At 62.2% G+C, this 24,548-nt stretch carries 24 protein-coding genes and 1 pseudogene; 8 read left to right on the top strand and 17 right to left on the bottom strand.

All coding sequences use genetic code 11. The features are described from left to right. Positions 1–482 precede the first annotated feature (482 nt). Positions 483–1,280: a hypothetical protein gene (locus tag AB3X86_RS19535; protein WP_368597267.1), complete on the bottom strand. Its 798-nt coding sequence runs from the start codon at positions 1,278–1,280 to the stop codon at positions 483–485. Positions 1,281–1,641: 361 nt separating this feature from the next. On the opposite strand from AB3X86_RS19535, the gene AB3X86_RS19530 reads away from it, so the two are divergent. Further along, on the top strand, positions 1,642–2,748 hold the full coding sequence (locus tag AB3X86_RS19530; RefSeq protein WP_368597266.1) for a transglutaminase domain-containing protein: 1,107 nt from the start codon (positions 1,642–1,644) through the stop codon (positions 2,746–2,748). A 56-nt stretch (positions 2,749–2,804) separates the two neighbouring features. Here AB3X86_RS19530 and AB3X86_RS19525 read toward each other — a convergent pair whose 3' ends face one another. After that, positions 2,805–3,959, bottom strand: a complete 1,155-nt coding sequence (locus tag AB3X86_RS19525; protein WP_368597265.1) for a WD40/YVTN/BNR-like repeat-containing protein — start codon at positions 3,957–3,959, stop codon at positions 2,805–2,807. 33 nt (positions 3,960–3,992) lie between these two features. Further along, positions 3,993–4,262 (bottom strand): MoaD/ThiS family protein, encoded by a 270-nt coding sequence (locus AB3X86_RS19520; protein ID WP_013093592.1) that lies wholly within the window; start codon positions 4,260–4,262, stop codon positions 3,993–3,995. A gap of 566 nt (positions 4,263–4,828) precedes the next feature. Here AB3X86_RS19520 and AB3X86_RS19515 point away from each other — a divergent pair. Continuing rightward, complete coding sequence (locus tag AB3X86_RS19515) at positions 4,829–5,179, top strand: BON domain-containing protein (protein ID WP_368597264.1); 351 nt, start codon at positions 4,829–4,831, stop codon at positions 5,177–5,179. Positions 5,180–5,408: 229 nt separating this feature from the next. Beyond that, the gene (locus tag AB3X86_RS19510) at positions 5,409–5,720 is read left to right on the top strand and encodes a high-potential iron-sulfur protein (protein ID WP_176122211.1); all 312 of its coding nucleotides are present in this window, start codon (positions 5,409–5,411) and stop codon (positions 5,718–5,720) included. A gap of 67 nt (positions 5,721–5,787) precedes the next feature. Here the strand turns inward: AB3X86_RS19510 and AB3X86_RS19505 are convergent, their stop codons facing one another. Both AB3X86_RS19505 and AB3X86_RS19500 read right to left on the bottom strand, forming a co-directional pair. Continuing rightward, the gene (locus AB3X86_RS19505; protein WP_260332324.1) at positions 5,788–5,913 is read right to left on the bottom strand and encodes a hypothetical protein; all 126 of its coding nucleotides are present in this window, start codon (positions 5,911–5,913) and stop codon (positions 5,788–5,790) included. A 461-nt stretch (positions 5,914–6,374) separates the two neighbouring features. After that, positions 6,375–6,974, bottom strand: a complete 600-nt coding sequence (locus tag AB3X86_RS19500; protein ID WP_368597263.1) for a TetR/AcrR family transcriptional regulator — start codon at positions 6,972–6,974, stop codon at positions 6,375–6,377. Here AB3X86_RS19500 and AB3X86_RS19495 point away from each other — a divergent pair. Further along, positions 6,961–7,209 carry a putative quinol monooxygenase gene (locus AB3X86_RS19495; RefSeq protein WP_368597262.1) on the top strand — a complete coding sequence of 83 codons (249 nt, stop codon included), beginning with the start codon at positions 6,961–6,963 and terminating at the stop codon, positions 7,207–7,209. The genes AB3X86_RS19500 and AB3X86_RS19495 overlap by 14 nt on opposite strands. Positions 7,210–7,241: 32 nt before the next feature. Here AB3X86_RS19495 and trpS read toward each other — a convergent pair whose 3' ends face one another. Continuing rightward, a complete protein-coding gene (gene trpS / locus AB3X86_RS19490; protein ID WP_368597261.1) occupies positions 7,242–8,258 on the bottom strand; it encodes a tryptophan--tRNA ligase in 1,017 nt (338 codons plus the stop codon). Positions 8,259–8,560: 302 nt separating this feature from the next. Here trpS and AB3X86_RS19485 point away from each other — a divergent pair, with 302 nt between their 5' ends. After that, complete coding sequence (locus AB3X86_RS19485; protein WP_368597260.1) at positions 8,561–8,941, top strand: hypothetical protein; 381 nt, start codon at positions 8,561–8,563, stop codon at positions 8,939–8,941. On the opposite strand, the gene AB3X86_RS19480 is transcribed toward AB3X86_RS19485, so the two are convergent. From AB3X86_RS19480 to AB3X86_RS19445, 8 genes and pseudogenes are all read right to left on the bottom strand, one after another. After that, positions 8,934–10,655: a dihydroxy-acid dehydratase gene (locus AB3X86_RS19480; protein ID WP_368597300.1), complete on the bottom strand. Its 1,722-nt coding sequence runs from the start codon at positions 10,653–10,655 to the stop codon at positions 8,934–8,936. The genes AB3X86_RS19485 and AB3X86_RS19480 overlap by 8 nt on opposite strands. Positions 10,656–10,840: 185 nt before the next feature. Continuing rightward, a pseudogene (locus AB3X86_RS19475) lies at positions 10,841–11,005 on the bottom strand (aldehyde dehydrogenase family protein); the annotation flags it as partial. A gap of 146 nt (positions 11,006–11,151) precedes the next feature. Further along, positions 11,152–13,044 carry a thiamine pyrophosphate-dependent enzyme gene (locus tag AB3X86_RS19470; RefSeq protein ID WP_368597259.1) on the bottom strand — a complete coding sequence of 631 codons (1,893 nt, stop codon included), beginning with the start codon at positions 13,042–13,044 and terminating at the stop codon, positions 11,152–11,154. A gap of 18 nt (positions 13,045–13,062) precedes the next feature. Further along, the gene (locus AB3X86_RS19465) at positions 13,063–14,133 is read right to left on the bottom strand and encodes a Gfo/Idh/MocA family protein (protein WP_368597258.1); all 1,071 of its coding nucleotides are present in this window, start codon (positions 14,131–14,133) and stop codon (positions 13,063–13,065) included. After that, the gene (locus tag AB3X86_RS19460; RefSeq protein ID WP_368597257.1) at positions 14,130–15,245 is read right to left on the bottom strand and encodes an ABC transporter ATP-binding protein; all 1,116 of its coding nucleotides are present in this window, start codon (positions 15,243–15,245) and stop codon (positions 14,130–14,132) included. Before AB3X86_RS19460 ends, AB3X86_RS19465 begins: the two co-directional genes overlap by 4 nt. Before the next feature lie 4 nt (positions 15,246–15,249). After that, entirely contained in the window at positions 15,250–16,095 is an 846-nt protein-coding gene (locus AB3X86_RS19455; protein ID WP_368597256.1) for a carbohydrate ABC transporter permease, read from the bottom strand. Further along, on the bottom strand, positions 16,088–16,969 hold the full coding sequence (locus AB3X86_RS19450) for a carbohydrate ABC transporter permease (RefSeq protein ID WP_368597255.1): 882 nt from the start codon (positions 16,967–16,969) through the stop codon (positions 16,088–16,090). The genes AB3X86_RS19455 and AB3X86_RS19450 overlap by 8 nt, the downstream gene beginning before the upstream one ends. 61 nt (positions 16,970–17,030) lie before the next feature. Further along, positions 17,031–18,314 carry an ABC transporter substrate-binding protein gene (locus tag AB3X86_RS19445; RefSeq protein ID WP_368597254.1) on the bottom strand — a complete coding sequence of 428 codons (1,284 nt, stop codon included), beginning with the start codon at positions 18,312–18,314 and terminating at the stop codon, positions 17,031–17,033. A gap of 236 nt (positions 18,315–18,550) precedes the next feature. Here AB3X86_RS19445 and AB3X86_RS19440 point away from each other — a divergent pair, with 236 nt between their 5' ends. Then, positions 18,551–19,270 carry an IclR family transcriptional regulator gene (locus AB3X86_RS19440; protein WP_368597253.1) on the top strand — a complete coding sequence of 240 codons (720 nt, stop codon included), beginning with the start codon at positions 18,551–18,553 and terminating at the stop codon, positions 19,268–19,270. A 224-nt stretch (positions 19,271–19,494) separates the two neighbouring features. Here the strand turns inward: AB3X86_RS19440 and AB3X86_RS19435 are convergent, their stop codons facing one another. After that, entirely contained in the window at positions 19,495–19,971 is a 477-nt protein-coding gene (locus AB3X86_RS19435; protein WP_368597252.1) for a bacteriohemerythrin, read from the bottom strand. A 328-nt stretch (positions 19,972–20,299) separates the two neighbouring features. On the opposite strand from AB3X86_RS19435, the gene AB3X86_RS19430 reads away from it, so the two are divergent. Both AB3X86_RS19430 and AB3X86_RS19425 read left to right on the top strand, forming a co-directional pair. After that, positions 20,300–21,631, top strand: a complete 1,332-nt coding sequence (locus AB3X86_RS19430) for a Rieske 2Fe-2S domain-containing protein (RefSeq protein ID WP_368597251.1) — start codon at positions 20,300–20,302, stop codon at positions 21,629–21,631. A gap of 16 nt (positions 21,632–21,647) precedes the next feature. After that, entirely contained in the window at positions 21,648–22,826 is a 1,179-nt protein-coding gene (locus AB3X86_RS19425; RefSeq protein WP_368597250.1) for a Gfo/Idh/MocA family protein, read from the top strand. 113 nt (positions 22,827–22,939) lie between these two features. Here AB3X86_RS19425 and nadC read toward each other — a convergent pair whose 3' ends face one another. Both nadC and AB3X86_RS19415 read right to left on the bottom strand, forming a co-directional pair. After that, the gene (gene nadC, locus AB3X86_RS19420; protein WP_368597249.1) at positions 22,940–23,785 is read right to left on the bottom strand and encodes a carboxylating nicotinate-nucleotide diphosphorylase; all 846 of its coding nucleotides are present in this window, start codon (positions 23,783–23,785) and stop codon (positions 22,940–22,942) included. 145 nt (positions 23,786–23,930) lie between these two features. Beyond that, entirely contained in the window at positions 23,931–24,533 is a 603-nt protein-coding gene (locus AB3X86_RS19415; protein WP_176134982.1) for a MarR family winged helix-turn-helix transcriptional regulator, read from the bottom strand. Positions 24,534–24,548: the final 15 nt, after the last annotated feature.

Genomic DNA, 24,548 nt, shown 5'->3' with positions numbered 1-24,548 from the left:
TCGCTTTTGCTCGACATAGTGGTGCCTCCGCATCCGGTTCTGGGAGAAGCAGCATATGCGTCCAATCCGACGGGCTCGGCCTTGCGTCTGCCTTGCGAAAATCACCCTTTCGGATCTTTACGTACCAGGGAGTTTTGCGGTCCGTGAATCGTGCGCCTCCAGGCCTCGTCCGCTCTTTGTTGAGCCGATTTCACGGTATGTTCGATCCGACGCTTGCTAGTGGGCGCATGGGTAATCGCCGAAGTCAGAGTGGAAAGTGTCCGTCGGACAGTCCTGGTGACCATAACTCGCTCCGCGTTCTTGTCCATATCCATATGTTAAGTCTAGGCCGATACGTGAAGTGCGCGCTACTGTACGTTTGAACAGCACCTTGGTGAGTCCATGATGGACATCGTCTCCTTTCATCGGAGCAATGAGCCTCCGGCCACGGCAGCGCTCGATTCACAACTGCCCTGGAGGAACCGCGCAGTTCAGTCAACGCTTCACGTCTCTGGCTTGGGGCCTCTAACCGCAGCGAAGCGGTGTTGTATCGCGACGAGTTGGTCGTCCGTGGTCGCGACCAGCCACAAGCGTGCGTGCTCCTCGATCTTCCGGTTGTGGTCCTTCAGCGGCCCCATCGAGGTCGCGGCCTTCCAGACCACCGGGCCCACTCGGCTGCTCCTGCCGGACGGGGCGCCTACCAGCAGGCAATAAGGTCCAAGAGGAAGCGATACGAACGGTACCGCTGGACTCCCTCGCACGCGCCAGTCGATGAAGGGCGTCTCGCTGATAAGCAGCGGCGCGGCCAAGCCGTAAAGCACGCTGAAATCGTACAGCGCCAGTTGCTTGCGCAGGCCCGCGTAACCGCGCCGGATATCAGCAACGACTGCCGCGCGGATTTCATCCTCGAACATCGGCTCGTTCGCATAGCGCGCGAATGCCTCCCGGGCGTCCGACTGATATGCGCTGAACACCCCGAGTTCCACGCAGTCCTGAACCGCGCGGTGGATCTCCGCTACCGAGCCGGCCTCATCTGGCTTGCCCAATTGCGCTGCCCGCAAGAACCGGGCAAGTCCCGCTTCCTGGATCGGAGGGCCATCCGCGGATGTGTCGCCGTCAGCGTCCTGATCGAGCGGCACGTAGAGGTATTTTTCGGCCGCAAAGCGCGATTTCTTGCCTTCATCAAACTTAATTTGGCCATCGCTGCAGTCGAGATAGCGAGTTCCGATTCGTCCATGCTCCCAAATCCAGTTCTTCAGGAGCGGGCGGAGTGGATGCAACGTGTCGTGGTCAGCAGCCATTCAAGCCTCCCAATGCCTTCGGCTAGTTCCGCGTGGTCGCCTGTTTCGTCGAGGATCCCCAACAGCGATGGTAACGGAGACACGGCCCGCGGCTTCCATCAACTCGAAGTGTGCGGGTAGCGCGAACAGGTATCGCGTTTCTGTTGGGCGATGGGCACCACAGGGCGTTCGCGGCACTCGAACCACAAAGCCAATCTCTTTGTAAATCAACGATGTAGAGAAATATGACGAATTGGCACGTCGCGTGCAGTGTTGGGTTCAGCCCGCGTTGCCCTGCGCTGAATGGCGTAAGACGCCATCGGAGGGGACTTCGAAACACTGTCGCGCATCGGCGTCCGGTGTGGCTTCCTGGAGTCTACCTATGCCGCTCGCTCGACTGCTCCTCTGCTTTCTCCAGTGCTCGCTCGCAGCCGCGGCGCTGTTGCCCATCGTCGCCGGCGCCGCGAACCTGCCGGACGCATCGCAACGCTATGCGTCCGGCACGCTCGATGCGGGTCCCAGCGATTCGACGACGCCTCGCGAGCTGAAAGCCGGCATCGAGCGCCTGCGCACCGGGACGTGGTGGGAAGCCAACCGCAAGATCCGCCCGGAACTCGCGCAAGTCGGCGACCTGATGTTCCTGCTGCCGCTTGCCGACAGGCAGCTCGAACCATCGTCGGATGCTATCGGCCGCGTGCAGCGCCTGCGCGAGGCGCTGCACGGCCACCTGATGCGCGAACCCGCCGGCTGGCCTCGCCTCGTTGCGCAGGTGCGGGCAGAGCGCGCGAAGGCCGGCGATGCGTCAGCCGTGCTGCTCGCTGACGCGCTCGTCAACGAGGTCCGCTACCGCGACGGAACCGACGGCAGCTACTACGCGCCGGCACGGTTCTTTGCCGAAAGCGGCGTGTGCAAGGACTTCGCCGTCGCCAAATACCTGCTGCTGCGCGACGCGGGTTTCGACATCGAGCGGCTGCGTCTCGTATCGCTCGCGCCGCGCTACAACAACACGCCGGACGACTGGCACGTGATCCTCGTCGTGCAGATCGATGGCGCGAGCGAACCGCTCGCACTCGATTCACCGAACGCGAAGCGCGCCGCCGATGCGTTCAGCGAGACATCGGCTTCGAGCGGTCCGTCCGCGCTGCTCGGCGCAATCCTCGCCGGCCGCGAGCCCGCCGACGCGGTGCTGCGCGCGCCCGCCGGACCGCTTGCCACACCGCTCAGCCGGTCTGGGCAAGCGCGGCGGCCGCTTGCGACAGTGTTCAACGAACTGGGCAGCCGGTCGTTCGAACGCACTCCGCCGGGCGCGCTGCGGCGCGCGTCGGCGGCCAGGCGAAGCGCGAACGCGATGTATGTCGACGAAATGGGCGAGTCGTGGACAGTCGACGGCTCCGGCACGTTTCCGAAGTGGCGCGTCGCCGTTGACCAGGCAGACGCGCCGCGGGAGCCGGGTCCGGCGGCAAGGTTGATACGCGTGGCGGCACGCTGACTAATGTGGGCATGGCGCGCGCGCCGCCGCCTCGAAAGTGTTCTGACGCAGATCCCTCATCCAAACCGAACACAATAAACAGGCGGCAAATGCGCTGATATCAATTGCCAGTTTTCACCGCCGTCGTCGGAGGTCCAGAGCGAGCCGGTGGTCGACCCCATCGCGAGGCGCATGCCGGAGTCATCCACCGCGAGCCCGTGCCGATACACAAGGTCATACGCCGGTTTTCGCGGCAACCCGTTCGAGAAACGTTCGAACGTGCGGCCGCCGTCGCGTGTACGCGTGACAACGAATTGGCCGTCCACCGGAATGCGGCACTGGTCTTTCACGGCAGGCACGAACCACGCGGTGTCCGGGTCGCGCGGATGGACGGCAACCGCGAAGCCGAAGCTCGATGGCTGCGCTTCGATCCGCTGCCAGTGAGCCGCACCGTCGATCGAACGGAAGATGGCGCAGTGATGCTGAGTCCACAGCGCATCCGGGTTTGCCGGGCATTGGACGACGCGGTGCGGGTCTTGCACGTTGGCGTCGCCGCGCCGCTCCGGCGGCATGTAGTCGGCTTCCATGCCCTCGGCACTCACGCGCCAGCTCGCGCCGCCGTCGTCGGTTTGCCAGACGCCGCCGCAGGATACACCGATCGTCACGTGCCGGCTGTTGCGCGGATCGACCATCACGGAATGGATTCCCGCCGCGTCGTAGCCGCCTCCGAACCATTCACGGCGCTCCGGGCGATCCCACAGCGCGCGGTTGAGCACCCACGTGTCGCCGCCATCGCCGGATCGGAAAAGCCCGCCTGGAATCGTGCCGGCCCACAAGACGCCCGGCTCGTCGGGGCCGCCTGTTTCAAGCGACCAGATCTGCTGAAGCGTCCAGGGAGTGGCTGGCCGGCTGGGCGGGGCTTGGTCATCGCTGTCGGCGCCTGCGCTCGCGTGCGCGCCGTCCGCGGCAGGCGTCTCTTCGGCAGGCTGCGGCGGGTAGACCGGAACCGCGCACTCCTCCCAATCCTCGATGCCCGCGCGCCGGCGATGCAGCTTCACGCCGAAGTGGCCGAGATTGAGCGCCGCATACAGCGAGCTGTCGCGCGGATCGCGCAGCACCATACTCACTGGCTCGCCGGCGAAATGCAGATCGCCGAAGCGCCAGCCGCCCTCACCATCGGCTCTGACATCGAACAGGCCCTTGCGGGTCGCGACAAGCAATCGATCGCTCATATCGAGTGACTCCTCGAGTACTGATAGGCCCTCTCACCCGCCCGACAGCGCCTGAACCACGTAAACCCGGCTTTGCTCGCCGAGCGCGTCGGACAGATGTTCCCGGTCGTGGACCCGCCGGCCGTCGACGAACACCGCGAGATGCGGCCGCAGCGAGCCCTGATCGTCAAGGATATAGCCGCGCAGTCGAGGTTGCGCGACGAACACGGCTTCGAGCGCTTCGCCGAGTGTGCGCGCGTCGATCTCGCGCTCGGGCGTTGCGATATGTCGCTGAATCGAAGCTGCAAAAAAAATATGCGCCATGGCCGGATAGAGTCGCGGGGACGACAGCGTCCGTAGGTTATGTAGTCTAGGCGATTCCGCGCTTGCGGTTGAGTTGCACGAAGTGCTGTCGCCGTCCATTCGCGACATCGCAGTCGCAAGAACGGCAATCGACCCGGTCGCAACGATCAGCAGCAGCCAGGTCCCGTTGAGTCCAGTGTGCAAACCGGGCTCTCTTCGTCCGATCGTCATCGCGGCCAGACACGTATAGGTGATCACGAGCCACATCGCGACCGCGAGACCAAGGAACCATGGCACGACGCGCGGCAGGACGTGAAGTGATACACCGATAGTTGGCTGCCGAGCACGGCCGTCGCCGCGACCAGCGTCGGAAACCCGGCCCGCGGCTGTGATCGACAACACCGGCATGCACCGCGCGCGGATACCGCAACAGGCGGCATAGCGTGATGGCGAGCAAGACAGGCCACGTCACAGCATTGATGCCGAGAAGGAGCCAGCCCCGTATACTCGACAAGCCGGACCGCTTCGTTTAGATGAAGTGAATGTACGAATGTTTCATCCAGAGCTTCTTCAGGAAATCGACTTCAATGCGAAATGCGCCCTACCTCCAAGGCCGGTTACTGATCGTCGCGATGTTCGCGTTGCCCGCGTTCGTGTTCACGAGCGGCTGTAAGTCGACGACCACAGCGAGACCGTCCGCAACCGCGCCGACGGCAGTCGCCACTGACGACGCCACGCTCGCCGGCCGGGTGAAGCAGGCGCTTGCCGCGGACTCCACGCTACGTTCGTTGCCGATCAGCGTGGCAACGTACCGAGGCGTCGTGCAGTTGTCGGGGTACGTGGATTCACAGGCTCAGATTCTGGAAGCCCTTGCGGTGACCCACAGCGTGCCGGGGGTGCAATCCGTGAGCAACGATCTGCACCTCAAGTCGCAATGACAGGCGTTCGCCGGTAGACGGATGACACGAGAGTCACGCGGGCCCGCGCACGCCCTCGCTTTCAATATATCTCAATGTGACATGTCGGCCAGCAGGCCAGCTGCGAAACCGGTGTTCGACAATCGAAAGGTATGCCGATTGCTCATGTGTTATGACGAGGCGGTTCGCGATTGACCGGTTAACCGTCACTTTGCGGCCGTCTGATTGTGTCTCGAAAGGAGTTTCGATCGTGCCGCTCTCTCGCCGTCATTTCATGATACTTGCCGCATCCGTTGCCTCAACGACCGTTCTCTCGACGAAGTCAAACGCGGACGCGCCCGTGCTGGCCGAAAACGATCCGACCGCGCAGGCGCTCGGATACAAGATGGACGCGTCGAAGGTCGACAAGGCGAAATTCCCTCGGTACCAGACAGGGCAGACTTGCGCCAATTGCCAACTGTATCAAGGCAAACCCGGTTCCACGAATGGACCGTGCCCGACCTATGGGGGCAAACTGGTCGAAGCAAAAGGATGGTGTAACGCCTACGTGAAAAAGGTGTAATTTACAAACTGCGAGTGTTGAACGAGAACTGTCACGCACCGCAATGAACAAGAAGCCCGCCTCCCGTTCAGCACCATATCACCTGGTCATATCCAACCGTGCGCCGGTAGACGTGCGTGGCGTTCCAGTTGCACGTCGTGTATTCCATGTACGCATTGGTCAGAACAACGATCCAGTGTGACAGCGTTTGCATCACGATCTCCATAGGTCCCGGAAATGCCCTTCAGGCTCCTGCGGCGCAACAATTCCGTGATTTGTTGAGCCCTCGATGTATCGTCGGACAAGACGACCGCACGGTCCAGCTTCGAGATTTCGATTTCGTCGCGAATACCTAGCCAGATCATGCGGTTCATCATCGCCTTCTGGGGCAGCAACCGATTCTTCGAGGACTTGAATCGACCCAGAACCAAAAACAGCCAATGAAAAAAATGGCTAACCGTTGTCGCGACGCAGCACTAAAGCGACCCCGGCAACGGAGAGCGATGCATGATGTGACTCCATGCTGCCGGTTGTGCCTCGACGCGGCAATTGCGAAATCCGCCACCGTGATTGCTGATTCTTGCCGTCGTCGAAAATAGGTAGGCACGCGGCGCACGACGACGCCTACCCGATGCTCACCGAAGCGAGCGGAGAACGACATCGTTCTCGCCTTCGTCAGACGGATCGTTTCGTAACATGGGCTTTACCATGTCGACCAGTTTTTACGTCACGCCTGGAACGTGCCGCGCCTCGTGTGCCCAGCATCGCGTCGACTAAATTCTCCAACTGCGTAGCGACACGATCCGCGCCTAAAGATTGCGCCGCAATCTGCGCACCCTCGAAGCACAGATGCAGGATCATCGCGCAATGTTCGGGATTTCCAAGCCCGGCCTCGCCGCATAGTGTCTGAATGCGCCGCAGTTGCGCATTCTTGTGCCGGTCAATTACCACGCGGGCCGGATGGTTCTCGTCCGGGAGTTCCGCCAGGCTGTTCGCGAGCGCACATCCGCGGTTGCCCTCGGTGCGAAGTCGCTGAACGACGGACTGGACCAACGCCTTAAATTGCGATGCCGGATCCCCGGGGTACAGATTTTCCCATTGGGCCCACATCTGTTCGTACTCCTGCGCCACCGAAGCCAGCCAGTAAGTGACCAGATCGTCTTTGGTATCAAAGTGACGATAGATCGCCATCTTGTTGGTGTTTGCGGCTGAAGCAATAGCCTCGACGCCGATGCCGCGAATGCCCTCACGATAAAAGAAGATGCTGCCAGGCATCCGCCTCACGAGAATGGAGACAGGCAACAATGAGTTTCAGATGTTCAAGGTAAAAGGCAGCGACGACAAATACGTGGTGTTCGAGCGCTGGAAAGATCAGGCTGCGTTGGACTGGCACTGGCAACAGCCCTATACGAAAGAGGCGCTGGCGCTTTTTGGCGAACATCTGGCAACACCGCTGTCGGAGACCGACGACGTCGCCTACCTCACTGACGTGATGGAAGCTGAGGAATAGCGGGGGAGCGCGACACAGCCGATCCCCTCTGTTCAGCGCTGAAAGTACGTCAAGCCCAACGCGCTTTTGACCTCTGAGAGTGTTTCTCCCGCCACCTCCCGTGCGCGCATCGTACCGCGACGCAAGATCGCAAGCACCTCGGCCGGGTCTTGCTCCAGCTCGCGACGTCGTGTGCGAATCGGTTCAATGAGCGACTGGAGCCGCTCGTTCAGCACGCGCTTGATCACGCTATCGCCAAGTCCACCCCGCCGATAGTGGGATTTCAGTTCGTCGACTTTCTGCACGTCCGGCTCGAACGCATCGAGAAACGCGAACACGACATTGCCTTCCACCTGACCAGGATCGCTGACTCGCAAGTGGTTCTGGTCGGTGTACATGTTGTTGACCGCCCTGGTGATTTCGTCCGGCGTAGCGCCCAGTGCGATGGCGTTCCCGAGGGACTTGCTCATCTTCGCTTTGCCATCGATGCCGGGTAATCGCGTGACCTGTGACAGCACCGCCTCGCATTCGACCAGCACAGGTCGGTCGACGGTGTTGTTAAAGCGCCGCACCAATTCGTTGGTCTGCTCGATCATCGGTAGCTGGTCATCGCCCACGGGTACGTGGGTTGCCTTGAACGCGGTAATATCAGCCGCCTGACTAATCGGATACGTCAGGAAGCCCGCCGGGATGTCGCGCTCGAAACCGCGCAGGCGAATCTCCTCCTTGATGGTCGGGTTTCGCTCGAGGCGCGCGACCGTCACGACGTTCAGCAGATACTGAAACAGCTCGGCCAGTTCTGGCACCTGGGACTGGATGAAGATGGTCGACTTCGCTGGGTCGATGCCCACCGCAAGATAGTCGAGCGCTACTTCGATGACGTTCTGGGTAACCTTCTGATGCCGGCCGACGTTGTCGGTTAAGGCCTGCGTGTCAGCGAGAAGCAGGAACTGCTGTGCCTCATGCTGAAGTTGGACGCGCGCACGCAGCGAGCCGATATAGTGGCCGAGGTGAAGCGGGCCGGTGGTGCGGTCACCGGTCAAGATCGTGGGGCGGTTGGTGTGTGTCATGGACAGGAGGTTCCTGATTTGGATGCCACCAGCCATGAGCGTGCTGAAACGAAAATGCCGCCAGGACTGGCGGCATCACGTTTGCGAATATGCGTATGTGTGTGGAAACGGGCCGCCGGATTCAGGCGTGCCACCAACGGTGCAGTTTCAGCGAGGTCAGTTTCGTATCCATGGAATCGAGTATAACGCAGCCTCAAACAATTTTGCCTGAGGTCGGCAACGCGTACCAGGGTGACGCGCTACGTGCAAGTGCGAAAAAGGGAAAGTGATACGATTGTCGGGCGTCCGATCAGGAGACGAATATGCCCATCTATCAGATCACTCGCAGTGTTCTGGAGCGCGTCGCCCAGGCGGTATCGCGCTCCTTCCACGATGACGCTATCTACAGCGAAGAGGCTGCGGCGGACGGTCGGTTGAACGTGCTGCTAGTGCGCAACCCAGCCGGGCCCGATACTCCCTACATTTCGCTTCGCTTCCCCGGCGACCTGCTGGCTCGCCTCGAAACACTGGGGCCCAAGCAAACCGCGATAGTCGGGAATCACATTCGAAACATCGTTTCGGCCCGTCTTGCCGAGTACCGGAACGCATCCGACGCCGGAACGCTGAGCCGGAACGCCCCCTTCCCGATCGAATTCGACGAGCGCATTTTCGACGACACCGCTGGGGCGGATGAGCTTACTTGAGCTCGTCGGAAGGAAAGGCGGTGAGGAAATCAAGGTCGCACCCTGCCGCGGCGGATAGCACGTGATCGTGATAAAGCCGCTGGTAACCGCGCGCATACATCCCTTCCGCCGGACTGAGCTCAGTGGCACGACGCGCCAGTTCGGCGTCGTCAACCAGCAGATCGATCCGCTTGTCCCGCGCCGACAGCCGGATCCGGTCGCCGTTGCGCACCAGCGCCAGCGGGCCGCCGAGCGCCGCCTCCGGCGTCACGTGAAGCACGATGGTCCCGTATGCGGTGCCCGACATGCGCGCATCGGAAATGCGCACCATGTCCTTCACCCCCGCCCGCGCAAGTTTCTGCGGAATCGGCAGATAGCCGGCCTCAGGCATGCCTGAAGCACTGCGCGGCCCCGCGTTCTGCAACACGAGAATGTCGTCCGCGCGAACGTCCAGATCGAGGTCGTCGATGCGCGCGGCCAGATCTTCGAGCGAAGTAAATACCACCGCGCGCCCTTCGTGTTCGAGCAGTTCGGGGGTAGCGGCGGCGCGCTTCAGAACAGCACCGTCAGGCGCCAGGCTGCCGTTCAGAACGATCAGCCCGCCCTCGGCACTGACCGGTTTCTCCGTCGAGCGGATCACGGCCGTATCGATCGGATCGGCAAGCGGCTTGTTCAACCGCTCATCGAGGCTCTGCCCGGCGATGTCGCGACAAGTCAGATCGAGTTGGGGCATTAGTCCGCGCAGAACGCCCTCCAGCCCGCCGGCCGCATGGAAATCCTCCATGTAGCCGTTGCCTACCGGCTTGAGATCCACGAGTACCGGCGTTTCATCTGACAGCCGGTTGAACTCGTCGTAATCGATTTTCAGTCCGATACGACCGGCGATCGCCGCCAGATGAATCACGGCGTTGGTCGAACCGGAGACCGCCAACAATACGCGCAACGCGTTGCGCACCGATGCGGGCGTCACGATCTCGGCCGGTTTCGGTCCGCCATTGAGGGCCATGCGCGCAACCAGCGCTCCGGTTTCCTCGCAATTGCGCAGACGATCCGCGTGCACGGCCGGGATCGCCGCCGACCCGGGCAGCATCATGCCCAGCGTTTCCGCGATCAGCGCCATCGTCGACGCCGTACCCATGACCGCACACGTTCCCGCGGTGACGGCCAGACGCCCCTCCACCTGCCTGATCTCCTGCTCCGGGACTTTCCCCGCGCGGAAATTCGCCCAGAAGCGGCGGCAGTCCGTGCAAGCGCCAAGCCGCTCGCCGCGATGTCGACCGGTCATCATCGGACCGGCCACCACCATGGCGGCGGCCCGCCCTGCGGAGATCGCGCCCATCAACATCGCCGGCACGGTTTTGTCGCATCCGCCGAGCATCACCACCGCATCCATCGGCTGGGCGCGGATCATTTCCTCGACGGCCATCGCCATCAGGTTGCGATAGACCAGCGAAGTCGGCGAAAGGAATACCTCGCCAAGCGAAATCACCGGAAATACCACCGGCAACGCGCCCGCCGCGAGCACACCGCGCTCGACCGCCTTGACCATTTCGGGGAAGTGACGATGGCAGTTGTTGAAACCACTCTCCGAGGTGCAGATCCCGACGATCGGCTTGTCGAGCGATTCGCCGGTGTAGCCCATCGATTTGGCAAACGACCGGCGCAGATAGCGCGCGAAGTCGTGATCACCGTAGTTCGTCAGGCCATTGTCCAGGCCACGCGGTTTTTGATTCATGTCCCATTCCTTACGATCAGGCGATGACGAATGTATTTGGGCGTCAGGTAATCGAGTATCCGAGGCTACCGCAACGGGTACACGTTCGAGATGGGACGGCCGTCGGCCGCCAGCCAATACTCGCGCACCACGGGCGCGGGCATCCTCGATCAGCGACAGTGCGCTCTCCACGCAAACGGCATCAGGATCGACCGGTGCACATAGAACCGCGACGGCGAGATGCAGACCTGACCACAATTGCGGAACCTGGTCGTTGCGAGCCCTTTCGCGCTTTGCACGGGGTCCGCGTCGGCATGGACGATCACCGGCGCATGTCCGCCCAGCTCCATCGTAACCTTCTTCACGTGAGCGCAGCGGCTTCGTCCGCTCCGGTCGCGGCGGGCACGCTGCCAACCCGCCGGTCGCCGGACTTCTGACCACGATACTTGCACCGTCGGATGCCCAGCGCCACGCGCCATCGATCAGCAGGCCACAAGATTCGTACATGCTCGCCCCTTCAGATTCGTGTCTTCGTATAAGCGTCCTGCACGCCGTCGGACCACGGGCCGACGTTCCACTGGCCATACGCACCCATCCCGCCTGCGGGGTCCGCACCGTAATAGACCGGCACGTGAATCAGACTCAGGCCAGGGTGAGCGTGCGCCTTCGCGAGCGCATCGCGCAGACCTCGCTCCGTATCGCCCGCCGACAACGCCCTCACGCCCGCAACCGCTCCCGCCATCGCCACATAATCGACGGCGACCGAATCGTTGGTGCGGTAATCGGTATCGAACTGCGCTTCCTGCAAGCTGCTGATCGCCGCCATGCGGCGGTTGTCGAGCAGCAGGATGGTGCCGTGCACGCCATGCTCGATACCGTCGATCAGGATCTGCGGATTCATCATGAACGAGCCGTCGCCGGTGAACGCGACGCCATAGCATCCTTGCCGCGCGATCGCCTGAGACAGCAGCGCGGAAACGGCGAAACCCATATACGACGCGCCGGACTCGGTGTACGTTTCGCCGGGCAAGTCGTCGCGGATCACCTGGAAGCCGTTAGCCTGCACGTCGCCGGCATCGAAAAACTTCAGCGCACCGATCTCGCGGCAAAAACGCTCGGCGATGGCGATGGCCTGCGGTTGCGTCAGCACCTCGCGCCGCCAGACCGCATCGAAACACCGCGGGCCGCCGGCGCGTGCGTCGCGCAAGCCCAGCCACTCGGCTTTCTTGCGCGCGGCCTCGTCGAGCCATGCCGATTTCGCCGGGCTCAACGGGCCGGCCAGCGCCAGCGCAAGCCGCTCGCAGATGGCAGCTGCATCTCCCAGCAACGCGGTGCTTTCGTTGTAGTGCTGGACGTCGGTCGGATCGGCGTTGATATTGACCACATGACGAACCTTGGGCCAGCCAATGCCCGAGCAGTCCGACTGGCACACCGCGCGGCTGCCGATCACGATCAGCAGCTCGGCCTCCTGCATGGCCCAGTTGCCGCTGATCGATCCTTTCGAGCCCGCCACGTGCAGGTTATGCGGATGCGCGTCGGGCAGCACACCAACCGTTCCGGGGCTCAGGACCGCGACCGCACCGCTGGCTTCGGCCAGCCGCCGCACGGCCACCGCCGCATGACGCGCGCCGGCGCCGACCTTGATGGCCACCCGGTCCGCGCCCGCGATCAGCTTCGCAGCCACGGCCAGGGAAGCCTCGTCCGGTATCGGCAAACGCGGCCACACGGGTCGGGCCGCAAGCGCATCGAGTCTCAGCGATACCCGCGCCAGTTGCGTGTTCAGCGGCAGATTCAGATAGAACGGCGCCGGCCGCCACGGATGAAACACGGCCGCACTGCCGTTGCGCAACGCATCGCGCAACGCAGCGGGCGTATGCAGCGTATAGGACGCCCCCATCCGTTCTGTCAGGGAGCCAAACAGTCCCTGCCCCGGCCGAGGAATCTGCTGCATGTTGTAGCCCTCGCCGTGTGTCGTCTCATCGCCATACAGATGGTAGACACCGACCCCGTTCGACGCCGCGGCCAGCGAGCCGGCGAGCGCCTGCAACGCGCCGGGCCCGATCGACGTGAGCACCGCGGGAACTTCGCCGTAGACCCACGAAAGCGCGGTGGCCGCGTGCGCCATTTCCACTTCGTTGCGGAACTGCCAGCATTTCACCAGACCGTGCGCCTCGTAGATACGCAGAATCTCGGCGATCGCGGTATTGCCGTGTCCGAAGATCGCCAGATACTTGGTCACGCCCTGCTTCATCAAGCCCAGCACGAGCGCTTCGGCCAAAGGCAGTTCGACGACATCGGACAGCAGGCCGTCCGCGAACGCCGCGCTCAGCCCGCCCGCCTCGCGCAACCAGGCGGCGCGGCTTTCTGTCGTGACCGGAAGCTGCTTCGACGGAGTAACGAGATCAGACATGGTTGTGCCCTCGCGGGATCAAAATGCCAGGCGAACCGCCGTGGCTTCACGAGCCGACTGCTCGGCCGCCGACGCGAAACGCAGCACCTGGCGGGCCTCCCTCGCCGTCAGCACCGGCGCCCCGCCCGTGCGCAGCGCATTCAGAAAATGCCGGGTCGACAGCACGAAGCTCTGCTCCCATCCGCTCGGCACGTCGTAGGTCGTGATCTGGCCGTCCCGGTACAGGGTCACGGGCGGTGTCGCCCCGAGCCGTCCATGGCCGCCGTTGATGAAGAGCACACCCGACGTGCCGGTGATCTCGACGCGATCGTCCTGCGCATAGTGTCGCGTGATGAGTTCCATGTCCGGCGAATAGACGATCTCCAGATTGCCGACACGATTGCCGGGAAACCGGAACGAGATGATCGACTGTGCATCGAAACGCATGCCGCCCGGACCTTCGGTATCGCCGATAAACGCATGCACCTCTTCCGGATCGCCCATGAAATGCCAGGCGAGCGCGAACTTGTGATGTCCGTCGTCGAATACGAGCGGCCCGCCGCCCGCGTGAGACTTCTCGCTGCGCCATGCCGATGCGGACGGCGGCACTTCCCACGCCGTCGCGCTGCGCGCCGGGTTCGACTTGATGCGGATCGACAGCGGCGTGCCGATCGCGCCCTGATCGATCAGCTCGCGCGCCTTCAGCACCGGCGGATAGAAGATGAAGTTCTCGAAGACCTTGAAAGGCCGGTCATAGGCCTCGGCGGCCGCCACGAGTTGGTCCGCCTCGGCGAGATCGACGCACATCGGTTTTTGCAGCGACACGATCTTGCCGGCAGCCATCGCCTTAAGCGCCACCGGCAGGTGCAGATGATGCGGCAACAGGATTTCGACCAGATCGATGTCCTCACGCGCGAGGAAGCGATCCACGTCCTCCTCGACCGCGACGTCGGGAATGCCCCAGGCCGCGAGCTTGCTGCGCGCCTGCGCCACATCCCGGTCGCAGACGCCGACGATGCGTGCCGACGGATTTTGCAGGTATTCGATGGCGTGCAGATCGGAGATGCGACCCGCACCGATGATCCCCACGCGAAAACGAGATCCAGTCATTTTTCTTCCTCTATTTGAATAGTCTCTGTTGGCGATGGTGTGCGTTCATCGCTTCGAGCGGCGTGATTCCCGATCGCGATCCCGTCCGGGCCGAAGCGATGCAGCTTCGTGCTGTCCACGTTCAGTCCGACTTCGTCTCCGCGGCGCACCGCGTGCGCGAGCGGCGAGCGTACCGTGAGCGTGGGCAGGCCATTGCCGATGCCGAGGTAATACAGTGTCTCCGCGCCAAGCTGCTCGACGAGTTCGATGCGCCCTCCAACACTCGCCTGACCGCGCGCGCAAAGCGTGACGTGCTCGGGCCGGATACCGATACAGTCGACGCCGCCCGCCTCGCTGCGAGGTCCGGCATGCTCCGGACTCGTCAGATGCGGCCACGCCGACGCCGGCAGCACGTTCATCGCAGGCGCGCCGATAAAGCGCGCGACGAACAGATTCGCGGGCCGTTCATAGAGCTCCATCGGCGTGCCGACCTGCTCGACCTTGCCGCCGTTGAACACGACGATCCGGTCCGCCAGCGTCATCGCCTCGACGTGGTCGTGCGTGACGTACACCATCGTGGCGCGCAACTCCGCATGCAGTCGCGCGATCTCGAGGCGCATCTGCACGCGCAACGCGGCATCGAGATTCGAAAGCGGTTCGTCGAACAGAAAGATCTTCGGATGACGAATGATGGCGCGCCCGATCGCTACGCGCTGCCGCTGCCCGCCCGACAATTCTCTCGGCGTGCGTTCCAGCAGACGGTCCAGTTGGAGCGTCTTGCCGACCTCGCCCACCTGCCGCCTGATCTCGCGCTTGTCGACACCCGCGAGCCGCAGTCCGAAGCCGATGTTTTCAGCCACCGTCATGTGCGGAAACAGCGCGTAGGACTGGAACACCATCGCTATTTCGCGCTTCGACGGATGCACCTGCGTCACATCCCGGCCATCGATATGGATCGTCCCGCCCGACACATCTTCGAGGCCGGCGATCATTCTCAGCATCGTCGATTTGCCGCAGCCGGACGGGCCGACGAACACCACGAACTCGCCGCCGGCGATGTCCAGATCGACGCCATGGATGACCTCATGGCCAGCGAACGATTTGCGTATGCCTTGCAGACTCAATTGCGCCATTCGATCACCCTTTTACCGCGCCCATGGTCATGCCCTTGATGAAGTAGCGCTGGAAGAACAGAAACACCAGCAGCGTCGGCAAGCTCGCCATAATCGACAACGCGCCCTGCACGCCCCAGGCGACGGAATACTGGCCATTCAGGTTCACGATGCCGAGCATGATGGTGCGTTTCTCGTCGGATTGCGTGAACACCAGCGGCCACAGAAAGTCATTCCAGATCCACGTGAACTGCAGCGTCGCCAGCACCGCGAGCGCCGGCAAACTGAGCGGCAACACCACCGACAGCAGCACCCGCGGCTCGGACGCGCCTTCCATGATCGCGGCTTCACGCAGCGTGCTCGGCACCGTTGCGAAGAAATTGCGCATCAGCAGCGAGCAGATCGGAATGCCCAGCGCCGTATGCACGAGGAACACCGGCCACAGTGTGTCAATCAGGCCGAGAAAATTGAAAAGCCGGAACAGCGGAATCAGAATCACCTGCGGCGGAAAGAACATGCCGGACACCAGCACCAGGAACAGGCCATTCGAGCCGCGAAAAGGCAGCTTGGCGAATACATAACCGGCGAGCACGCCGAGCGCGGTCGACACGATCGTGGCGGGCACCGTGACGATCAGCGTGTTCACGAAATACTGGTGTACGGAGGGCTTCGACAGCACTTCGATGAAATTGCCGAGGTACAGCCTGACCGGCAAGCTCCAGAGATCGCCCAGCGCAATGTCGCGCTGCTCCTTCACCGACGACAGCAACACGCCGACAGTGGGCAACAGGAACAGCACTGCCAGCACCACGAGAATCGTGAAAGTGGCCGCTCTCGCCGGATTGAAGCGGGCATACAGACGCTCATCCATAGATGCGGTCCACCTTGCGCAACTGACGGAAATACAGGCCGATCACGGAGACGGCGATCAGGAACAGCACCACGGAAATCGCACTGCCATAGCCCATGTGGTATTTCTTGAAGCTCTCGTTGTACATGTGCATGGCCAGCGTATCGGAACTGTTGAACGGTCCACCGCCGGTCATGATGTAGAGAATGTCGAAACCCTTCAGTGAGTTGATCACCGACAGCGCCACCGCGACCACGGTGGAGGGCGTCAGCAACGGCAGGATCACGAGGCGGATGCGCTGCCAGCGGCTCGCGCCTTCGATATGGCAGGCCTCCTGCAGGTCTTCGGGAATCGCGGTGAGCCCGGCGAGATAGATCACCATCGACAGCCCGGTCTGTTGCCACGACCACGCCACGATCACGGACCACAGCGCCGTATTGGGTTTAGCGAGCCACGCAAAGTCGTGACGGGTTCCCGCCGCGTGCGACAGAAACAGGTTGAGCAGCCCCCAGTCGGGCTGATAGATCCAGATCCAGATCTGGCCGACGATCACGGCCGACAGGCAGATCGGCAGATAGAAGATGCTCTTGAACACGCGGGAACCGGGCACCTTCGAATCGAGCAGCAGCGCGAGACCCAACCCCAGCAGCGTCGGCAACGCGATAGCGGCAACGATCCAGAGCGCGGTATTGAGCGCGGCATGCGAAAACAGATGATCGTTGCGAATCCGCGTGAAATTAGAGAATCCGACAAAATCATAGTCGGACGAAAAGCCATTCCAGTCGGTGAAGCTGTAATAGAACGACGACAGCAGGGGTCCCACCACCAGGATTCCGAAAACGCCCAGGGGCAACGCCAGAAATACCACGCGCCATAGCCGATCGTGCTTCCTCATCTCGCGTCTCTACCGGAAAACGAGGCGGGCCGCCGCAGGGCGACCCGCCTTCGTGGAGGTGTTACTGCTTCTTGAACGCGGCCTGCGCATCCGTCTGGGTCTGAGTCAGCAGGCTCTTGATATCGCCAGGCTGGTCGATGAACTTCGCAAACATCGACAGACCGACTTCGGACACCGGCGGGGGCGTGGCGAGGTCATAGTTGAAGGCGAAGCCGTTGGACTTCTCGACCGCCGCGGCGGCTTTTTGCATCACCGGGCTGTAGTGGGACTGATCGACCTTCACGTTGGCCGACAGCGCGCCTTGGGACGACGTCCATGCCGACTGCACGTCGGTGTTGCTGACCATGTAGTCGAGCAGTTTTTCGCTACCCGCCACGTTCTTTGCGTTGGCGGAGATCACGAGGCCGTCCACCGGACCGAGCGCGACGTTCGGCACGCCCGCCTGCATCTGCGGGAATACCGCAACGTCGTAGTCCTTGCCCGCCGCCAGATGGTTGTTGTTCCAGTAGCCCGTGATCCACGTGCCCATCAGCGTCATCGCGGCATCGCCCGTCGCGACCTTGTCGGCGGCGTCGGTCCAGTCGATCGCGTTGGCGTTGTTGTTGAAATAGCCTGCATCGAACATGGACTTCCATTGGTCCATCACCGAGCTCACCTGCGGATCGTCGTAGCGGGCATGCCCCGTCATCAGCTTCGCGCGATACTCCGGCCCCGCGGTACGCAACAGCATATAGTCGAACCAGAACTGCGCGGGCCAACGATTCTTCGAACCCATCGCAATCGGCGTAATGCCTTGCGACTTGAGTTGCTTGCACATGGCGAGGAAGCCGTCCCACGTCGTCGGCATCGTCGTGATGCCCGCCTTGGCCATCACCTTCGGGTTATAGAAAACGCCGACGAAGTGATAGTCGACCGGCACCAGATAGCGATGCCCGCTGTAGCTCGTCGCCGCCGCCGCAATCGGCCTGGAGATCACGGAATCCAGCCCCGCGGTCTTCCACATGCCGTCGATCGGATGCAAGCTCTTCGAATCGGCGATGAATTGCGTCTTGGCGCCCGCCCAGAAACTGAATACGTCGGGCAGACTATGTCCGGCCGCGCGCACCAGTATCACCGACTTGAAATCTTCGTGTCCCACCGGGCTTTGCTTGATTGCGATCCCGGTCGCCGTGGTGAATTTGGCGAGCTGTTCGTTGAACGCCTTCTCCCCCATGTCGCCCGTGAAATAGTCGCTGATCGACACTTCGCCCGAATCCGCGAAGGCCGGGGTCGTGAATCCCGCGGCTGAAGCCAGTAGAGCAGCCAGCACAAGCGCGCGACGCTTTATTCCGTGTCTCCCCAACATGCCTGCCTCCGTAAAGTTGACGCATGCAAAACAACTTGGATTAGAAAACTGAACTCGCCCCTCAGACCGACCTGATCCACTAGCGCTCAATTTGCATACGCACAACAGTACTTCACCTATAGCGTAAAAAAATCCGTGTAATTCCCTACATTGGGTGATTTTTCGGCTACAGTTTTCCTATATAAAACTTTTTGTGTTTTACAGAGAAAAACTTTTACTGGCGTGGAGGGATATTCATGCGACTGCTCCAGTCCCTGACTCGTGGCCTCGAAGCACTGACGTATCTGCGGACTCATCGCGGCCCCGTCCGGCTAACGGAACTCGCGAGCGAACTCGAAATGGACAAATCCATGGCCGCCCATCTTCTGAAGACGCTGGTTGCCGCCGGCTATGCGGCGCAGGATTCCAACCGGCGCTATCTGGCCTCGAACGGCAGTCAGCCGGGCAAGCCGGTACAACGCACGCTCGAGGAAGTCGTGGCGATCAAGGAAGCATGGCGCCCGGCGCTGGAAAGGCTCGCTGCGTCCACCGGGGAGTGCACGCATCTGGCGGTGCTGGTCGGCTCGCGCGTCTGGTATATCGACAAGGTCGACTCGACCTTGCCGCTCAAGGTCGATCATCCGATCGGCGCCCTGTCGCCGCTGCACTGCACGGCGCTCGGCAAAGCGTTCCTGGCCTTCGGCCATGCCGAAGCGCCGGCGGAATTGGTCCCCTACACGTTGCGCACCCTGACCTCGGAGCCGGCTCTCGCGCAGGAGTTGGAACTGACACGTCAGCGCGGCTATGCCATCGACGACGAGGAATTCACCGATGGCATCCGCTGCGTGGCTCGCCCCATCTACGACGCGCACGACGAGATGATCGCCGCCATGGGCATCTCCTGCCCGAGCGTGCGCGTCGATGCCGCCCGCCTCGCCGAACTGGGCGACGTCGTGCTGCGCGAGTCGGGTAGTTGAACGGGGCTGATATCGTCCGCGGAGATTCCAGCAACGACGCCCGCAAGCGACGATGCGTTGACGGGAGCCGCAGCGCGGCAAAACTCTGAGCGCGCAAAACACGCTACGGAAATCAACCGCTCTCGAGATTATGCGGCGGGAACTACGCGACATGGGTTGAGCCAGCAGTCTGCCGGCTACAACTTATGGCGCCCAGTGTATTTCGACGGTCGAAACGGCAAACTTCAAATCGTCCGTCTTAACACAACAGGCTTTCCACCCATCGTCTGTTTGGTCATCCATGCGGCAAGCGCCGAATCCAGGTAGTCGGCGTGTCCGGGAAACCAGTTGTACAGATGCATGCCGATGTCATGCACCAGCGCGCAACCAGCCTGCCCTGCTTTGACCGCTGCTTTAACGTCCCGCACTGACTTCAGTACGGCTTCGTGTTCTTCGATGTGGCAATCGCGCGGCGGAAAGTTGGTCGTGCGCATCCATTCATCTTCCTGCTCGAAATGGCTGACCGCGTGTTTTTCGAATTCCTCGATCGCGGCAAGGGCGCTCGCATCGGTGCAGGTCACGAGCCGTAGCGCGACTTCGTAGAATTCCTTATGCACGTCATCCATCGGCGTGAAGCCGAGTAGCCGTGCGTCTGACCACACAAGACTGTTGTCACTTTCCCGCACAGGGGCTTCGACATCTTTCAATACAGAGTCTGTCATGTCCGTTCAATCCGGCTTTATCAAGGGCTCTATCATAGCCGTCCAACATAGAACGCCGCGAATTTGCCAGCGTTCCGTCATCAGCGCGGCTGGAATCCTTCCGTCTTTCGAGACTAGCCGGGTGGCACACCAGCGCCTCGCAAATCCGATCCATCGGCGATGAATCCCGCCACTTTACATTAGAGATCGAATATTCCTGAGCCAGGGTCGCTTTCGACCATACGTACTTTCCCTGATGTCTCGAAAGGCTCTTGCCATTTTCACTAGATATCTAATATAGTTGGGCAACACCTGTTGATGAAGGCGAGCTTTCGCCGGGAGACATTACATGCTGACCCACCAAGAAAATGAATTGCTGTGCCGCGTCGAAGGCGATGCCCCGATGGGCCAACTGATGCGCCGGCACTGGACGCCGGTTTGCCTCATCGAAGAAGTCAGCGAGCCGGACGGCGCGCCGGTCAAGGCGCGCGTATTTGGCGAGGACCTCGTTGTATTCCGGGACTCGGAAGGCAGCGTTGGCGTGCTGGACGAGTACTGCCCGCACCGTCGCGCATCGCTCGTCTACGGCCGCAATGAAGACTCCGGCCTGCGCTGCCTGTATCACGGCTGGAAGTTCGACGTCTCGGGCAACGTGCTTGAAATGGTGTCCGAGCCGGCAGCGAGCTGCATGACCGACAAGGTCAAGCACAAGGCCTACCCGGTGCAGGAATGGGGAGGCATGGTATGGGCATATATGGGCCCGCAAGACGCGATCCCCGAATTCGTGCCGCCGGCCTGGGCGCCGACTTCCGACACCCGCGTGAGCATCGCCAAGGCGCTGCTGCCATGCAATTGGGCGCAAATCCTCGAAGGCGCGATCGACTCCGCGCACAGCTCCAGCCTGCATTCGTCGGACTTCGTGCCGGCGCGCGTGGGCGGCGCCGAAGCGACCGCGAAGAACTGGTTGCGCCCGTCCACCGACAAGGCCCCGCGCCTGCAGGTCGAGCGCACCGACTACGGCTTCCGTTACGCCGCGCTGCGCCGCCCGATCTTCAACGCCAACACGCACGACTACGTGCGCTCCACGGTGTTCGTGGCGCCGGGAACGGTGCTGATTCCGCCGAACAACCTGTACAACGTTGCAAACATCAACGTGCCGATGGACGACACGAACACGGCGTTCTACTTCATCGCCTGGGGCGATCCGGAGACGACGCCGGAAACCGAAACGTGGCGCAAGTTCCTGCGTCAGCAGGTCGGTGTTGACCTCGACCAGTACTATCGTCCGCTGCGCAATCACGACAACCGCTTCTGGCAGGACCGCCAGGCGATGAAGGCTGGCAATTTCACCGGCATTTCGGGCTTCCCGAACCAGGACATTGCGATGTGGGTCACGATGGGCCCGATCGCGAACCGCTCGGACGAGCGCCTCGGCGCGAGCGATCTCGCCATCGTCGAATTCCGCCGCCGCATGATCGATGCGATCGCCGAATTCGAGAAGGATGGCGAAGCAATTGGTACCGGTGCAAAGGCGATTTCGCGGGAAGTGTGCTCGTACCAGGCTGTCGTGCCGAAGGAAATCGACTGGCGCACGTATGCCGCGCGTTACGTCAGCAAGAAGAATCCGGAACCCGCCGACCAGCCGTCCGCGCTCGCAACGGACTATCAGGTCAAGCAATAACGGGAGGCACACGGCCATGGAGCAGCGCCGTTTGCGCATCGGGGTCGCAGGACTGGGACGGGCATTCTCGCTGATGCTGCCGACCTTCCTGCGCGACCCCAGAGTCCAGCTCGTCGCTGCGTGCGATCCGCGTGACGAAGCGCGGCGGCAGTTCGCCGCCGACTTCGCGGCGCCCACCTATGCGGACGTGGCGGAGTTGGCGGCTGACCCCAACGTCGAGATCATCTACGTTGCGAGTCCGCACCAGTTCCACGCGCAGCACACTGAAATTGCCGCGTCAAAGGGCAAGCACGTGCTGGTCGAAAAGCCGATGGCGCTCGCCGCAGCGGACTGCGATCGCATGATCGCTGCATGCCGCGCAGCGAACGTGCATCTGATCGTCGGCCATTGCCATAGTTTCGACACGCCGTACCTGCGTACGCGCGAACTGATCGGTCGTGGCGATTTCGGCGCGGTGAAAATGATCCAGGCCGTCAACTACACCGACTATCTGTATCGCCCGCGCCGGCCCGAGGAGCTGGCCACGGCTGAAGGTGGCGGCGCCGTCTTCAGCCAGGCGGCTCATCAGGTCGATATCGTGCGAATGCTCGCCGGCTCGCGCGCGACGCGGCTGCGCGCGAGCGTGGGACGGTGGGATCCGTCCCGCCCGACCGAAGGCGCTTATTCGGCGCTGATCTGGTTCGAGAACGGTGCCTATGCCTCGCTCTCGTACAACGGCTATGGCCACTTCAACACCGAAGAGTGGAGCGGCTGGATCGGCGAAATGGGCGATCGTACGAGCCCCGACACGTACGGCAGCGCCCGCCGCCGTCTGGAGACGCTCGCGTCCTCGGCCGACGAGGCCAGGCTCAAAGCGGCCGGCACCTACGGCGGTTCCGCATACAAGCCGCCAACGGCCGACGCGCACGAGCCGCCGCGCTTTCATCAGCATTTCGGCCCGATCATCGTCTCGTGCGAACGCGCCGACCTGCGCCCGCTGCCCGATTCGATCGTCGTCTACGGCGACGAGCAGCGCCAAACGCTGCCGCTGCCTGCGCCCGCCGTGCCGCGCGCCGAAGTCATCGACGAGGTGTATGGCGCGGTCGTGGACGCACGCTCGCCCCTTCACGATGGCGAATGGGCGAAGGGCACACTGGAAATCTGTATCGCGATTCTGAAGTCGAGCGAAACGGGCGCAGATGTGACGCTTGGATAGTTCGAGGTAAGCGCAAAAAACCCTCGTTTTGAACTGCGCATGCACAGTTCAAACGAGGGATTTTTTATCGGCGTTTCCTTCTACGGAGCGCACACATGCGCCCCGACCTCCGCTTATCCGTCGAACGCCGCGAAGCGCAGTGAAAAATCGATCGCCCTGATGTTCTTCGTCAGCTTGCCCAACGAAATACGGTCCACGCCGGTTTCGGCAATCGTTCGCAGCGTCCGCTCGGTCACACCGCCCGAGACTTCCAGTTCGGCGCGCCCCGCGGTGACACGCACAGCCTCGCGCATCGATTCGATGGAGAAATTGTCGAGCAGAATCGCCGCGGCGCCAGCAGCCAACGCTTCCGTCAATTCATCGAGCGTCTCCACCTCGACCTGCACGGGCACACCTGCACCCAATGCTTCGGTAGCGCGAAGGGTCGACGCAATGCCGCCACCCGCCGCGATGTGGTTTTCCTTGATCAGGATTCCGTCGTACAGCCCCCGACGATGGTTTTCGCCGCCGCCAACACGAACTGCGTATTTTTGCGCGAGGCGCAATCCTGGAAGCGTTTTTCGCGTGTCGAGAATCCGCGCAGATGTGCCTTTTATGATCCGCGTCATCACGCTTGTCTCGGTGGCCACGCCAGAAAGCAACTGAATGAAGTTGAGCGCGGTGCGCTCGGCGGTGAGCATGCCGCGCGCCGGACCAGCGATCCGGCAGACGGTCTGCCCTTCGTGCATCCGTTCGCCCTCGCCGACCAACCATTCAATGGTGATGCGCGGGTCGACCTGCCGCAGTGTTTCATCGAACCACGGTCTGCCGCACAACAGCGCAGGTTCGCGCACCGTCAAGACCGCTTCGGCTGAAGCGTCGGGGTCGATCAGTAGCGACGTCCAGTCGGCCTCGCCGACATCTTCTGCGAGCGCATCGCGGGCGTTGCGCGTTATCGCCGCGCGGGTCATTCCATCCATTCCAGATCCGTATGTTTTGAGCGAAGGAGCAGCAGCATGCCGTGGCCTGCCGTCGTGCCTGTCATGGACTTGGCACGCCCGCCAATATTATTAGATCTTTAATGAATTTGCCACTCGGGAATGACCCGCAACGCCGAGCCGCGCGTCAATCCTGATCGACTTCTTCCCCGCGCGCCGCGATCAGATTCCCCACTTCCCGAGTCGACGGAATACGCAGCGCCGGGTCGTCCGACTCCGATTCGTCGCGTGCCATGTTCTCGATGATCGTCAGCAGAACCTTGCGTGCGACGTTGATCTCGGTGGCTTTCAGGCCCCGGACGCTAATTTCGTTGACTTCTTCCGCGAGCGGAACGAGTTTGTGTTTCAGGCTCCGTCCGCGCGGCGTCAGATAGACGTGCGTGTTCTTGCGATTGCCGGGCTCGTAGCGGCGCTCGACATAGCCGAGCTTTTCCATTGCCGACACCGCACTGAACGTGGTGGGGGTGGTGGTGCCGGTCTCGTCGCTGAGCTCCTTCTGCGTCAGCCCGTCGGTGACCCATAGCACGCGCAGATACGCCCAGTGACCGAACGAAACTTCATGCTGCGCCAGGCGCATTTGCAGACCGCGAATCATCGCGCGGCCCGCATCCTTCACCAGGTGAGCGAGACGATCGTCCGGTACCGCCTCACGCCAGTGCCGCAGAATGGGGTCCTCGCTCGCGACCCCGCCCTTGCCCTTGCCTCTGCCCGAAGTACGTGCTGCTGCCATGCCTTCCTCGCTGTT

It is taken from the genome of Paraburkholderia sp. BR14374, from assembly GCF_040948685.1.
Taxonomy (GTDB): Bacteria; Pseudomonadota; Gammaproteobacteria; order Burkholderiales; family Burkholderiaceae; genus Paraburkholderia; species Paraburkholderia youngii.
Note: the sequence above shows the minus strand (reverse complement) of the source record. Positions and strands in the feature narration are given on the sequence as shown.

What these genes read in the sequence shown, in the direction of transcription:
- AB3X86_RS19535 (WP_368597267.1), bottom strand. Translation starts at nt 1,280, where the DNA reads ATGGCTGCTGACCACGACACGTTGCATCCACTCCGCCCGCTCCTGAAG.
- AB3X86_RS19530 (WP_368597266.1), top strand. Translation starts at nt 1,642, where the DNA reads ATGCCGCTCGCTCGACTGCTCCTCTGCTTTCTCCAGTGCTCGCTCGCA.
- AB3X86_RS19525 (WP_368597265.1), bottom strand. Translation starts at nt 3,959, where the DNA reads ATGAGCGATCGATTGCTTGTCGCGACCCGCAAGGGCCTGTTCGATGTC.
- AB3X86_RS19520 (WP_013093592.1), bottom strand. Translation starts at nt 4,262, where the DNA reads ATGGCGCATATTTTTTTTGCAGCTTCGATTCAGCGACATATCGCAACG.
- AB3X86_RS19515 (WP_368597264.1), top strand. Translation starts at nt 4,829, where the DNA reads ATGCGAAATGCGCCCTACCTCCAAGGCCGGTTACTGATCGTCGCGATG.
- AB3X86_RS19505 (WP_260332324.1), bottom strand. Translation starts at nt 5,913, where the DNA reads ATGCAAACGCTGTCACACTGGATCGTTGTTCTGACCAATGCGTACATG.
- AB3X86_RS19495 (WP_368597262.1), top strand. Translation starts at nt 6,961, where the DNA reads ATGCTGCCAGGCATCCGCCTCACGAGAATGGAGACAGGCAACAATGAG.
- AB3X86_RS19500 (WP_368597263.1), bottom strand. Translation starts at nt 6,974, where the DNA reads ATGCCTGGCAGCATCTTCTTTTATCGTGAGGGCATTCGCGGCATCGGC.
- trpS (WP_368597261.1), bottom strand. Translation starts at nt 8,258, where the DNA reads ATGACACACACCAACCGCCCCACGATCTTGACCGGTGACCGCACCACC.
- AB3X86_RS19485 (WP_368597260.1), top strand. Translation starts at nt 8,561, where the DNA reads ATGCCCATCTATCAGATCACTCGCAGTGTTCTGGAGCGCGTCGCCCAG.
- AB3X86_RS19480 (WP_368597300.1), bottom strand. Translation starts at nt 10,655, where the DNA reads ATGAATCAAAAACCGCGTGGCCTGGACAATGGCCTGACGAACTACGGT.
- AB3X86_RS19470 (WP_368597259.1), bottom strand. Translation starts at nt 13,044, where the DNA reads ATGTCTGATCTCGTTACTCCGTCGAAGCAGCTTCCGGTCACGACAGAA.
- AB3X86_RS19465 (WP_368597258.1), bottom strand. Translation starts at nt 14,133, where the DNA reads ATGACTGGATCTCGTTTTCGCGTGGGGATCATCGGTGCGGGTCGCATC.
- AB3X86_RS19460 (WP_368597257.1), bottom strand. Translation starts at nt 15,245, where the DNA reads ATGGCGCAATTGAGTCTGCAAGGCATACGCAAATCGTTCGCTGGCCAT.
- AB3X86_RS19455 (WP_368597256.1), bottom strand. Translation starts at nt 16,095, where the DNA reads ATGGATGAGCGTCTGTATGCCCGCTTCAATCCGGCGAGAGCGGCCACT.
- AB3X86_RS19450 (WP_368597255.1), bottom strand. Translation starts at nt 16,969, where the DNA reads ATGAGGAAGCACGATCGGCTATGGCGCGTGGTATTTCTGGCGTTGCCC.
- AB3X86_RS19445 (WP_368597254.1), bottom strand. Translation starts at nt 18,314, where the DNA reads ATGTTGGGGAGACACGGAATAAAGCGTCGCGCGCTTGTGCTGGCTGCT.
- AB3X86_RS19440 (WP_368597253.1), top strand. Translation starts at nt 18,551, where the DNA reads ATGCGACTGCTCCAGTCCCTGACTCGTGGCCTCGAAGCACTGACGTAT.
- AB3X86_RS19435 (WP_368597252.1), bottom strand. Translation starts at nt 19,971, where the DNA reads ATGACAGACTCTGTATTGAAAGATGTCGAAGCCCCTGTGCGGGAAAGT.
- AB3X86_RS19430 (WP_368597251.1), top strand. Translation starts at nt 20,300, where the DNA reads ATGCTGACCCACCAAGAAAATGAATTGCTGTGCCGCGTCGAAGGCGAT.
- AB3X86_RS19425 (WP_368597250.1), top strand. Translation starts at nt 21,648, where the DNA reads ATGGAGCAGCGCCGTTTGCGCATCGGGGTCGCAGGACTGGGACGGGCA.
- nadC (WP_368597249.1), bottom strand. Translation starts at nt 23,785, where the DNA reads ATGGATGGAATGACCCGCGCGGCGATAACGCGCAACGCCCGCGATGCG.
- AB3X86_RS19415 (WP_176134982.1), bottom strand. Translation starts at nt 24,533, where the DNA reads ATGGCAGCAGCACGTACTTCGGGCAGAGGCAAGGGCAAGGGCGGGGTC.